Source organism: Neptunicella marina, from assembly GCF_014270035.1.
Lineage (GTDB): Bacteria > Pseudomonadota > Gammaproteobacteria > Enterobacterales > Alteromonadaceae > Neptunicella > Neptunicella marina.
In genome coordinates, this window is the sequence record NZ_JACNEP010000001.1 from 285,728 (window position 1) to 299,083 (window position 13,356).

The 13,356-nt window shown below is 44.0% G+C and carries 8 protein-coding genes; 1 reads left to right on the forward strand and 7 read right to left on the reverse strand.

Annotation, left to right across the window (positions count from 1 at the left end; all coding sequences use genetic code 11):
• Position 1: 1 nt before the first annotated feature.
• Positions 2-835: a dihydropteroate synthase gene (gene folP / locus H8B19_RS01380; protein WP_186504979.1), complete on the reverse strand. Its 834-nt coding sequence runs from the start codon at positions 833-835 to the stop codon at positions 2-4.
• Positions 836-901: 66 nt separating this feature from the next.
• Complete coding sequence (gene ftsH, locus H8B19_RS01385; protein ID WP_186504980.1) at positions 902-2,824, reverse strand: ATP-dependent zinc metalloprotease FtsH; 1,923 nt, start codon at positions 2,822-2,824, stop codon at positions 902-904.
• Positions 2,825-3,191: 367 nt separating this feature from the next.
• On the opposite strand from ftsH, the gene yhbY reads away from it, so the two are divergent.
• The gene (yhbY, locus tag H8B19_RS01390) at positions 3,192-3,488 is read left to right on the forward strand and encodes a ribosome assembly RNA-binding protein YhbY (protein WP_186504981.1); all 297 of its coding nucleotides are present in this window, start codon (positions 3,192-3,194) and stop codon (positions 3,486-3,488) included.
• Between the two features lie 58 nt (positions 3,489-3,546).
• Here yhbY and greA read toward each other — a convergent pair whose 3' ends face one another.
• The 5 genes from greA to H8B19_RS01415 form a co-directional block, all read right to left on the reverse strand.
• Complete coding sequence (gene greA, locus H8B19_RS01395; protein ID WP_186504982.1) at positions 3,547-4,023, reverse strand: transcription elongation factor GreA; 477 nt, start codon at positions 4,021-4,023, stop codon at positions 3,547-3,549.
• A gap of 3 nt (positions 4,024-4,026) precedes the next feature.
• Positions 4,027-7,245, reverse strand: coding sequence for a carbamoyl-phosphate synthase large subunit (gene carB, locus H8B19_RS01400; protein ID WP_186504983.1), 3,219 nt, complete (start codon positions 7,243-7,245; stop codon positions 4,027-4,029).
• Positions 7,246-7,252: 7 nt separating this feature from the next.
• Positions 7,253-8,383 (reverse strand): glutamine-hydrolyzing carbamoyl-phosphate synthase small subunit, encoded by a 1,131-nt coding sequence (carA, locus tag H8B19_RS01405; protein ID WP_186504984.1) that lies wholly within the window; start codon positions 8,381-8,383, stop codon positions 7,253-7,255.
• A gap of 237 nt (positions 8,384-8,620) precedes the next feature.
• On the reverse strand, positions 8,621-9,421 hold the full coding sequence (gene dapB, locus H8B19_RS01410; protein ID WP_186504985.1) for a 4-hydroxy-tetrahydrodipicolinate reductase: 801 nt from the start codon (positions 9,419-9,421) through the stop codon (positions 8,621-8,623).
• 119 nt (positions 9,422-9,540) lie between these two features.
• Entirely contained in the window at positions 9,541-13,221 is a 3,681-nt protein-coding gene (locus H8B19_RS01415) for a FimV/HubP family polar landmark protein (protein ID WP_186504986.1), read from the reverse strand.
• Between the last annotated feature and the right edge of the window lie 135 nt (positions 13,222-13,356).

Genomic DNA, 13,356 nt, shown 5'->3' on the forward strand with positions numbered 1-13,356 from the left:
ATTATTCTTTTCCTTTGCATTCCATTGTTGCCTGTACCACTCTCAACGCATCAATTGTTTCGGCGACATCATGTACCCGCATAATTTGCGCCCCTTGCATAAACGCAATAGTTGCTGCGGCTAAACTACCTGCCAGCCGTTCATCAGGCTCTTTACCCGTTATCTTTCCAATCATGGTTTTACGTGACATACCGATTAATAACGGACAACCGAATTGATGAAATTCTGATAGATTTGCCAGAAGTTGGTAATTTTGTTGCAAATTTTTACCGAATCCAAAGCCTGGGTCTAGCAATATTTGCTCTTTCCCAATGCCTTCTTTTACACAAACTTCGATGCGTTCAGCCAAAAACAGATAAACGTCACGCACGACATCCCCATAAACAGGATTATGCTGCATGGTACGAGGTTGTCCCTGCATATGCATCAAACATACAGGCACATTTGCAGATGCAGCCGCCTGCAATGCACCGTCTTCACGAAGCGCACGAATATCGTTTATCAGCCCGGCTCCTGCTTTAACAGATTCACTCATGACTTGTGCTTTGCTGGTATCGACTGAAACAACACAATCAAAACGTTTATGAATTGCCTCGATAACAGGAATCACTCGTTGTAATTCTTCATCCAATGTTACATCTGAGGCGCCTGGACGCGTAGATTCGCCTCCAACATCGATAAACTCGGCCCCTTGCTCCAACATTTTTTCCGCCTGATACAAGGCTCGATCCAATTGATTATATTTACCGCCGTCGGAAAAAGAATCTGGAGTTACATTTAAAATGCCCATAATGCGAGGCACTGACAAATCGACAAATTTATTAGAAAATTGCATGAAGATATTTTACTTGAACAAATACAGATGAAATAAAAGGCGCTCAAAGGCGCCTTTTACAGTTTATTACCCCGGGATATCGCCCGGCTTATTTGATGGGCTTTGCACCGCCTTATCATCATCCCCGGTTGCGGCACCACCTTTTGGAGTGTTGTCATCACGGGAAGACCAATCAGCTGGCTCCCTTACCGGGACTCTCGCCATTAAGTCATCAATCTGATGTGCATCGATAGTTTCATACTTCATCAGAGCATCTTTCATTGAGTGCAGTATATCGATATTGTCCTTTAAAATTTGTTCTGCACGATCATAGTTACTATCAATCACTGATTTAATTTCGGCATCGATTGCCCGGGCCGTTTCATCGGACATATGTTTGGCTTTTGCCATACTACGCCCAAGGAAAACTTCCCCTTCCTCTTCAGCATACATCATCGGACCCATTTTTTGCGATAAGCCCCATTGCGTTACCATTTTACGTGCTATATCTGTAGCACGCTCTATATCATTTGACGCACCGGTGGTAACTTTTTCATCACCATAAATAATCGCTTCAGCTATGCGGCCACCAAACAAGCTGGAGATCATGCTTTCCAGATGCTGTTTAGAATGACTGTATCTGTCTTGTTCTGGTAAATACATAGTTACACCCAAAGCGCGACCACGAGGGATAATTGAAACCTTATAAACGGGATCATGCTCAGGCACTAAACGACCGACAATCGCGTGACCTGCTTCATGATAAGCCGTCATCGCTTTTTCATCTTCAGACATCACCATAGACTTACGTTCTGAGCCCATCATGATCTTATCTTTTGCTTTATCAAACTCTTCCTGAGAAACAGAGCGTTTACCGCCACGCGCAGCAAACAATGCAGCTTCATTGACCAGATTGGCCAAATCTGCCCCGGAGAAACCTGGGGTACCACGCGCAATCACAGAGGCTTCTACATTGTCACCCAGTGGAACCTTACGCATATGTACTTTAAGAATTTGTTCACGTCCGCGTACATCAGGTAAACCGACAGTGACCTGACGGTCAAAACGACCAGGACGTAATAACGCGGGATCTAATACATCAGGTCTGTTGGTGGCAGCAATAACAATAATACCTTCGTTACCTTCAAAACCATCCATTTCAACCAACATTTGGTTAAGGGTTTGCTCACGCTCATCATGACCACCACCCAAACCGGCACCACGCTGGCGACCTACCGCATCAATCTCATCGATAAAAATGATACAAGGTGCTGATTTTTTTGCCTGCTCGAACATATCACGCACACGTGATGCACCCACACCAACAAACATTTCAACAAAATCAGAACCAGAGATGGTGAAAAACGGGACCTTGGCTTCACCAGCAATCGCTTTAGCCAGCAGGGTTTTACCTGTTCCTGGCGGGCCAACCATCAAAACCCCTTTAGGAATTTTACCGCCTAATTTCTGGAACTTAGATGGGTCACGCAGGAAATCAACCAGCTCAGCAACGTCTTCCTTGGCTTCATCACAACCGGCTACGTCGGCAAATGTAGTCTTAATTTGATCTTCACCTAACAGACGTGCCTTGCTTTTACCAAAGGACATCGCTCCGCGACCACCGCCACCCTGCATCTGACGCATGAAGAAAATCCACACACCAATCAACAGCAACATGGGGAACCACGAAATAAATACAGAAGCTAAAAATGATGACTCTTCAGGTGGCTCACCCACTACACGTACATCGTGTTTAATCAAATCATCGATCAGCTTATCATCGAAATAAGGGATATAGGTCACAAAGCTTTCGCCAGAACGTTTAAACCCTTTGATTTCACGCTCATCAATGCGCACTTCGCGCACCTGACCTTGCTGAACATCCTGTACAAACTGGGTGTAATCCATTTGTCTGCTGGATGAATCACCCGGACTGAAACTTTGAAATACGGACATCAGCACCAATGCGATGACCAACCAAAGGATTAAATTTTTTGCCATATCACTCAATGTTGTGACCTCTATCAATCACGCTTCACGAGGTTGTAAAGCGAATAGTTAACTAAAACAAGACTACTATAATTTCACCTCCGTCGCTACCATAGTTGCCCGCAAGTAGCACGGTTGTGAGCTCGGCTAAATCTATTTCCGTCAAGAATAAAACCAACAGATTGCCTGTATTATTTTAGCCTGCGTATTCTTCCCCCCGAAAAATACTGTTTTTGTGTTCAAACCCAACCCAATCAACCAAATATTCATTATGATTTCGTTGTAACAGGATGGTTTTTATCATCTATTTACATACTGAATTAGGAATACTGCAAAGATGGCGCTAGAATAGCGTTTTTCAATCTCAAATAACCAATTTAATTTGTAAATGAATCTATCAAACAAACAAAAGCAGTACTTAAAAGGCTTAGCGCATTCACTGAAGCCAGTTGTTCAACTAGGTGGAAATGGCCTGACGGAAGGAGTACTGGCTGAAGTCGATGCTGCCTTGACCTATCATGAATTAATCAAAGTCAAAGTTCCGAGTATCGATCGGGAAGAAAAAGCACTAGTGATGGATGCGATTGTACGTGAGACCGGAGCTTTAAAAGTTCAGGTAATCGGCCATATCCTTGTATTATATCGCCAGAGTGAAGAAGCAAAGATCGACATACCGAAACGCTAAATTGCAGACATAAAAAAACGAGTCCAAGGACTCGTTTTTTTATATTAATTTTTAGATGTTAAACGTATTGTACATCAACAATTTCATATTCAACCAATCCTGCTGGCGTCTGAATATTTACGGCTTCATCCAATTCTTTGCCAATCAGACCGCGGGCAATCGGTGATGTAATCGAAATTAAATTATTTTTAATATCGGCTTCATCTTCGCCCACAATCCGATAAGTCGTTTCTGCACCAGACTCAGTATTCACGATTGTCACTGTCGCGCCAAAAATCACTTTGCCATTGTTGGCCATTTTGGTGACATCGATGATTTGCGCATTTGATAATTTACCTTCGATATCCTGAATACGCCCTTCACAGAAGCCCTGCTCTTCACGAGCAGCATGGTATTCAGCATTCTCTTTCAAATCACCGTGTTCACGTGCTTCAGCAATAGACTGAATAATACGCGGGCGCTTAACCGTTTTTAATTCATTCAGCTCCTGGCGCAATAATTCTGCGCCATGAGCAGTCATCGGATACTGACTCATATTTTAATTAACTCTTGTATGTAGTTCCTGAACAGAGGTGACTTTCGCTCTGTCATCGGCTTCATTTGCATTAATCGTAGCAAATGCGGCATTCAATGTTGTGGTGTAGGTTACCTTATTAACCAGCGCTGCCCGGCGGATATATACCGAATCGGTAATCGCCTGACGTCCTTCGGTGGTATTAACAATGTAATTGTATTCACCATTTTTGATGGCGTCCATTAAGTTTGGACGACCTTCCGAAAGCTTATTAACAACATTGCAGCTTACGCCGACTTTTTCAAGTACCGATGCCGTTCCTTTTGTAGCCTCAAGAGTAAATCCTTTTGCAATCATCGCTTTAGCCAGTTCTACAACACGCTGTTTATCGTTATTGCGAACCGATAACAATGCTTTTCCACCTTTAGGGATAGGAGCACTGGCACCTAAATTAGCTTTGGCATAGGCCTCTTCAAACGAGTCTCCCACGCCCATAACTTCACCGGTAGAACGCATTTCCGGACCTAATAAAGGATCCACGCCCATAAACTTGGCAAATGGCAGCACCACTTCTTTAACGGAGTAATAAGGAGGAATAATCTCAGCAGCAATATTTTGTTGCTTAAGTGTTTTACCTACCATGATACGTGCAGCAATCTTAGCCAGCGGCATGCCTGTGGCTTTAGATACAAATGGCACAGTACGCGCAGCACGAGGGTTAACCTCAATCAGATACACTTCACCATCTTTTACCGCAAACTGAGTATTCATCAAACCAACCACTCCCAGCTCCAGCGCCATGGCTTTAACTTGCTCACGCATGGTGTCCTGAATATCTTTACTCAGAGAATAAGGCGGTAACGAACAAGCAGAATCCCCGGAATGAACACCAGCCTGTTCGATGTGCTCCATGATACCGCCAATTAGCACCTGCTCACCGTCACACATGGCATCGATATCAACTTCAATGGCATCATCTAAAAAACGATCCAATAATACTGGAGAGTCATTTGACACTTTAACTGCTTCGTTCAGATAACGTTTTAAATCGCTGATGTCATAAACGATTTCCATCGCACGACCACCCAATACATAAGATGGACGAACCACAAGTGGGAAACCTATTTGTTCAGCTTCTTCCAGCGCCTGTTCAATATTGGTGACAGTGGCATTTGCCGGCTGTTTCAGATTTAGCTTATGAACCATCTGCTGAAAACGCTCGCGGTCTTCCGCGCGGTCTATCGCTTCCGGTGATGTACCGATAATAGGTACACCATTAGCTTGCAAAGCTCGAGCTAATTTAAGTGGTGTCTGACCACCGTATTGCACGATCACACCTTTGGGCTGCTCGATACGCACAATTTCCAATACATCTTCCAGGGTAACAGGTTCGAAATATAAACGGTCTGAGGTGTCGTAATCGGTAGACACCGTTTCAGGGTTACAGTTAACCATAATAGTTTCGTAACCATCTTCACGTAACGCCAGCGCAGCATGCACACAGCAATAGTCAAATTCAATGCCCTGACCGATACGGTTTGGTCCGCCACCTAACACCATGATTTTATCTTTGGTACTTGGATTGGCTTCACATTCCTCATCATAAGCTGAGTACATATATGCCGTATCCGTTGAGAATTCGGCAGCACAGGTATCAACACGTTTGTAAACCGGTACAATGCCCATATTACGGCGCGCTTCTCGTACATCATCTTCGCTAACTTTGGTTAAGTCAGCCATTCGTAAATCAGAGAAACCTTTACGTTTTAACGTGCGCATTAAGTTTTGATCAATGCCAGCCAAACCACATGCTGCAATTTGTTGCTCGAGCTGAATGATTTCTTCAATCTGTACTAGGAACCACATGTCGATTTTGGTCAGGCTATGAATTTCATGCACACTCATGCCATAACGCATGGCGTCAGCGATGTACCAAATACGTTCCGCACCGGGCTCCATCAGCTCGCGTAATAAGGTCGCTTTAACATCGGGATCGGCAGGATCAACAATGGGATCGAAACCACTGGCGCCCACTTCCAACCCACGTAACGCTTTTTGTAATGACTCTTGTTGGTTACGACCAATCGCCATCACCTCACCTACCGATTTCATTTGGGTGGTTAAGCGGTCATTAGCGCCGGGGAATTTCTCAAAGTTAAAACGTGGGATCTTAGTCACAACATAATCGATTGAAGGTTCAAACGATGCAGGTGTTTTACCACCGGTAATATCGTTTGCCAGCTCGTCCAGGGTATAACCCACGGCCAGCTTGGCTGCCACTTTGGCAATCGGGAAACCTGTTGCTTTAGATGCGAGTGCTGAAGAACGCGACACACGTGGGTTCATTTCAATAATAACCATACGGCCATTATCTGGATTCACACCAAACTGTACGTTTGAACCACCTGTTTCAACACCGATTTCACGTAATACCGCCATCGCCGCATTACGCATAATCTGGAACTCTTTATCAGTTAAGGTTTGTGCTGGCGCAACAGTAATTGAGTCACCGGTGTGAACACCCATTGGGTCGAAGTTTTCAATGGTACACACGATAATACAGTTATCTGCTTTATCGCGAACCACTTCCATTTCATATTCTTTCCAGCCAATTAACGATTCATCAATTAACAGTTCGTTAGTTGGCGACAAGTCCAGACCGCGGCGACAAATTTCTTCAAATTCTTCTTTGTTGTATGCAATACCACCACCGGTGCCACCCATGGTGAAAGATGGGCGAATGATGCAGGGGTAACCAATACGGCTAACCACATCAAACGCTTGTTCCATCGAGTGTGCAATTTCGGCGCGCGGACATTCAAGACCAATTGATTTCATGGCCTTATCAAAACGTTCGCGATCTTCGGCTTTATCGATGGCATCTGCCGATGCACCGATTAGCTCACAATTAAATTCTTCAAGCACGCCATGCTTGTTTAAATCCAGCGCACAGTTAAGTGCAGTTTGACCGCCCATGGTTGGTAAAACCGCATCCGGACGTTCTTTTTCAATGATTTTCTTAACCACTTCCCAGTGAATTGGCTCAATATAGGTTGCATCAGCCATTTCAGGGTCAGTCATGATGGTGGCAGGATTGGAGTTGACTAAAATAACCCGGTAACCTTCCTCCCGCAGCGCTTTACATGCCTGCGCGCCGGAGTAGTCGAATTCACATGCCTGGCCAATAACAATTGGTCCGGCACCTAAGATCAAAATACTTTTTATATCAGTACGTTTTGGCATCGGTCACTTATCCTTTGGCTTCGTTGATTAATTCAATGAAATGATCAAATAATGCGGCAGCATCTTGCGGACCCGGACTTGCTTCAGGGTGTCCCTGGAAACTAAACGCAGGCTTATCAGTGCGATGGATGCCCTGCAAGGTTTGATCGAATAGTGAGATATGCGTCACTTTAAGGTTATCTGGTAAGCTGGTTTCATCAACCGCAAAACCATGGTTTTGGCTGGTTATAATAACGCGATTTTGTTCCACATCCTTTACCGGATGATTGGCACCATGATGACCAAATTTCATTTTCAGCGTTTTAGCGCCGCTGGCCAAAGCCAGTAATTGGTGACCTAAACAAATGCCGAATATAGGTATATTTTTATCCAACAGCGTTTTAATCGCTTCAATAGCATAGTCACAAGGCTCAGGGTCTCCCGGGCCATTTGAAAGAAAGACACCATCAGGATTAAGTGCTAATACATCTGAGGCTGATGTTTGGGCTGGAACAACCGTTAATTTACATCCGCGTTCAACTAACATACGCAAAATATTGTGTTTGGCACCGAAATCGTACGCAACCACGTGATATGGCAAGTTTTGCTGATCTTCAGCATAACCACTTTCCAAAGACCATACCGAATCATTCCAGTTATATTGTTTATCAGTTGAAACAACTTTCGCCAGATCCATGCCTTTTAATCCAGGAAAATCTTTAGCCGCCTGTAATGCTTTTGCTTCGTCTATATCTCCAGCCACGATGCAGCCATTTTGTGCACCTGTTGTGCGCAGAATGCGTGTTAAGCGACGTGTATCAATATCGGCAATTCCTACAACACCATGTTGTTGTAAATATTCAGATAAACTCTGCTCTGAACGAAAATTACTGACAACAAGCGGTAAGTCACGAATAACCAGACCTTTGGCCCAGATTTTATTGGATTCTGTATCTTCGCTGTTAGTGCCGGTATTGCCGATGTGGGGATAAGTGAGGGTAATTATTTGTTCGGCGTAAGAGGGATCGGTGAGAATTTCCTGATAGCCTGTCATTGATGTGTTGAAAACGACTTCTCCGACTGATATACCATCAGCGCCAATGGCGGTGCCTTTGAAAACAGAACCGTCTTCAAGGACCAAAAGGGCAGATTTGGACAAACCAACCTCCTATACTGGAAAACCTTAAGAAAAACGGGCATCTACACACCCGTCAGCAACTGTTTACCCTACCATTTGCAAGCAACTTGCTAATTTTTGGCAAAACCACAGTATTGTATATGAGTTAAGCTTGCCCGTCCATAAAGAATTAGACAAAAATGTAAAAACAAGGTTTATAATTAAAATTCACATTAAAAGCCTTAAAAATTACAATTTAGTCAAATATCTGCATAACGTTTAAAGTGAAAGGACATCCTGCATGGAATACAATCCGGCGGGCTTGTTTACTACCCAACCGGCTGCAACTACCGCGCCTTTGGCGAACGTTAAGCGACTTGATGCTTTATGGGTTAATTCGATGCGCTCACCAATATCAGCAAATAAAACAGTATGGTCGCCCACCACATCTCCGGCCCGAACCGTAGCAAAGCCAATTGTTTTTTGCTCGCGTTCACCCGTATCACCTTCGCGCCCATATACTGCACATTGCTGTAAATCCCGGTCCAGAGTTTGTGCAATTTGCTCACCCAACGCAACTGCAGTGCCGGATGGTGCATCTTTTTTGAACCTGTGATGTGTTTCAATAATTTCAATATCAGCCGTATCGCCCATTACTCTGGCAGTTTGCTCGACCAACTTAAGCAGTAAATTCACACCGACACTGTAATTTGCAGCAAAGACAATAGGAATGTCTCCAGCAGCGAATTCCAAAGCCTGTTTTTGGGCGTCATTTAAGCCTGTTGTGCCAATAACCATCGGGATTTTATGTTGTTTACACCACTCAAGATTACACTCAAGTGCCTGTGCTAACGTAAAATCAATCATTACGTCAATATCGTTATTGTCAATATCATCCAGTGCCACAATTGCATTGTTTAAGCGGCCTGTACCTGCCAGTTCACCGGCATCTTTTCCCTTCCAATCTGAACTTTCTCTAACTATAGCGGCGCCTAACATCGCCTTATCACTTAATTGAACAGCTTCAATTAAAACACGCCCCATTCGGCCATTAGCACCTAAAATTCCCACTTTAATCATAACGTTATCATTACCTGTCATCTCAATTTAAGCGATTTTCCCGAAGGATAAATTAATAAAATAAAGGCCAGTTTACTACTGGCCTTTAATATAAATACGTTAGACGTTATGCAATTAAACTATTCATCTAAAGAAGCCAGTAGCGTCCTGGCTTCTTCTACCTGCCCGGGGTCATCTTTATTAATGATCTCCTGCAATATCTGGCGTGCGGATTCTTTATCATCAATTTCAATATAAGCTATGGCTAAGTCCATTTTTGTGTCTTCACTATCACTATCCACATCAACAACATCATCATCACCTATTTCCGGCAACCCCATAGCTGTTAAATCAATATCTAACGGTTTTTCCTCAGTTTCTTCGTCACTATCAACCAACAAATTTTCAACATCAACAAAGTCTTGATTGTCGTCCGGTGTAAATAAAGCTTTAAGATCAAGATCCGGATTATCCAGAATATCTTCAACAACTTTTTCTTCATGAGGATCCTGCTCTTTTTCCATTTCCTCAAGCATATCCTCAAATGAGCTATTTTCTATCTCATCCAGTAATTCATCATCTTCATTTCGCTCATTTTTTGAATTATCGTCTTTGCCCAACCAGTCACCCAGACCAGGAATATCATCCATGCCAACTGCATCTTCAGAGTCGGAGGTTTCACCTTCACTATCATTCTCTGATTTAGGTGAAGCTTCGTCACTATCTGAAACAGATTGATTATGATCATCGGATTCCAGCCATTCGTCCAGGCCAGGTGCATCATAATCATCATCGGAACGCTGTTGTTCAGCAAGATCCTGTTGTTCAAAATCACGTAAGGCTGCATCCAGTTCATCATCGTCCAGGCTCGGTTCAGGTAAGTCGTCCTGCACTGAACTGTTCGACTCGAGATCGGTTAACAATTCATCCGTCAGTTCATCGTCTAACTCGTCAGATACGTCCATTGTTTCATGCTCTTCGCCTGCGGGCGTTTGTGGTTGTTCATCAACCGGCTCTTCCAGGTCAGCCAGTAGCTCATCCGTTAGTTCATCATCTAACTCGTCAGATACGTCAGTTGTTTCCTTCTCTTCGCCTGCTGGCGTTGGTGGCTGTTCATCAATCTGCTCTTCCAAATCAGCCAGTAACTCATCCGTTAGTTCATCATCTAACTCGTCAGATACGTCAGTTGTTTCATGCTCTTCGCCTGCGGGCGTTTGTGGTTGTTCATCAACCTGCTCTTCCAAATCTGCAAGTAACTCATCCGTTAGTTCATCGTCTAACTCGTCAGATACGTCAGTTGTTTCATGCTCTTCGTCTGCGGGCGTTTGTGGTTGTTCATCAAACTGCTCTTCCAAATCTGCCAGTAACTCATCCGTTAGTTCATCATCTAACTCGTCAGGTACTCCAGCAACTTCGTTCTCTTCGTCTGCGGGCGTTTGTGGTTGTTCATCAAACTGCTCTTCCAAATCTGCCAGTAACTCATCCGTTAGTTCATCATCTAACTCGTCAGGTACTCCAGCAACTTCGTTCTCTTCGTCTGCGGGCGTTTGTGGTTGTTCATCAAACTGCTCTTCCAAATCTGCCAGTAACTCATCCGTTAGTTCATCATCTAACTCGTCAGATACGTCAGTTGTTTCCTTCTCTTCGTCTACGGGCGTTTGTGGTTGTTCATCAACCTGCTCTTCCAAATCAGCCAGTAACTCATCCGTTAGTTCATCATCTAACTCGTCAGATACGTCAGTTGTTTCCTTCTCTTCGCCTGCGGCTGTTTCTGGTTGTTCATCATCGGATTCAGCAATTAACTCATCAATAAAAGCATCATCGACTTCATCGTCGCCAGTTGGCTTTTGCAGATCAACATCCTGCTGCGGTTCATCTGCAACTTTCTGTTGTTCAAGTTCAGCTAATAGTTCATCGGCTAAATCATCAACCGGATTATCTGCCGAATTTTCACTTGTTTCAGGCGCATCAAGCTCAGCAAAAGATTCACTGTCTCCGTTAGACAAGCTATCCGCTTGTTGCTGTGACTCTTCCGGTTGCTCACGACTTTCTTCAGCGCTTAAACTTGGATCACCCGCGAGCATTTCCTTCATCTGCTCAACACTTTCCGCTTCGGAAATCAGATTATCGGTTAAATCGTCGATCTCATCACTGCGCGCTTTAATGACCTCATCCAGTGAATCGATGCGCTCATCATCCATTGGCTCAATGTGGCTTAAGTCCTGAACTTCAATATCCTGTAAATCTTCTTCATTTAACAGATTACCCAGTTCAACATCACCTTCTTGTGAGACCTCTTCATCGTCACCCAATGTTTGCAACTCGGCGGCACTATCATCTACGATATCTTCGTCATCGATTTCATCTTCTTGCTCATCTGCATTCTCAGGAAGAAGCGGTTCATCATCCTCATCGGTGGTATCAAACAGGTCATCTAAATCACCCTGTTTCAGGATTTCCTCGCCTAAATCAGCATCCACATCGTCATCAGAATCAATAACAATATCGTCAGCTACATCCTCTGACGCTTCATTTTCAGCCAACATATCCTGCTCAGGCTGCTCAGAGATGTCAGGTTCAATATCCGTTTCATCAAGAAGCTCATCATCCACCAGCTCATCGGTCTGGAATTCAGTATCTTCATCGAGTTCATTCAGATCATCTAACGCTTCATCCAACAGTTCGTCGGTAAGATCCTCAAAATTATCCAGATCATCTTCACTGATATCATTACTCGCACCATCAAGTAATTCATCGTCCAGCGCTTCGTCAAGCAAGTCGTCGTCACCAAATACATCATCGTCCAATCCTTCAGATAACTCATCAGTAAGCATGTCCGATAAATCATCCTGTTCTAATTGCACGGACTCCGATGGAGCGGGGGCAGCAGATTTAACGTTAGCGGCAACGGCTTCGGCTTCGGCTTCGGCTTGAACAGGAGTTTGGCGGCGCATCAACCACCATGCAAGTCCACCAAGCAGCAGCAACACCGGAGTGGTAGTTAACGTTATGACTCCTGCCGTGGTCGCAAAAAAGCTTTTCTGCGATTCCTGCTCCTGCATTTGAATGCGTTGCTGTTCTTGCTTAGAAATGGCTAATAATTCGTTTTGCAGCGTCAGCAATTTATCCATTTGCTTTTGCACTTCACCTTCTTCACCTATGCGTGAGCGCAACTTGTCAATTTCAACGTTTACATCATCTAAACGCTGAGAAATTCGGTTATTTTCATCAATAAGGGACTGCACACCATTAATAGACTGCGCAAACTGGTCGCGCAAAGCTTCAAAGTGTTTAGCTTGTTTTTCATCAATGGCGGTCAGGCTTTTTTCCAGAGCCTGTTTAGTTACCTCAATCTCACTGGGTTTAGGCGGCAATTTCTCGCCACCATTCCAGGTCTTGTTATCATTTAAGGCTTTCTGTTCCGCGAATTTAGGGCCGATCGTTTGAACATAACGTAATTGAGGAATGACCAATACCGAACCATCGATCATATTATTAATATTGTTATCTTCAAATGCAGTGGGGTTTAACTGATAAATCGCCACCATCATTTGATACATTGTCACATCAGTACTGGGGCGATAACGCGACGCTATTTGCCACAAAGTATCACTACTACGGATCGGTCCGTAAGTGAACTCATTGGCATACTGGTTGAACTGAGCGGGCTGATTTGAGGCTCCACGAGGCCCCATTAGTCTGGCACCGCCAGTGGATTGTTGCTCCTGACCTTTTGGCCCTTTAAGCAAAGTGGATTGCGCAGAAACAGGGCAATTTAGTGTCAGGACAACCAACATCAAAAATAACTGTCGCAAATTCATAGATTGTCCTTTCCTGCCCCTAAATCGTATATCAACGTCATGTAGTTATTCGCACATGTGTAACACTGGTTGTTTATTTTGGCTATATTGACCAGCACTGCACAGCACCTTAATGCTGTTTTGTCAGATTAATTG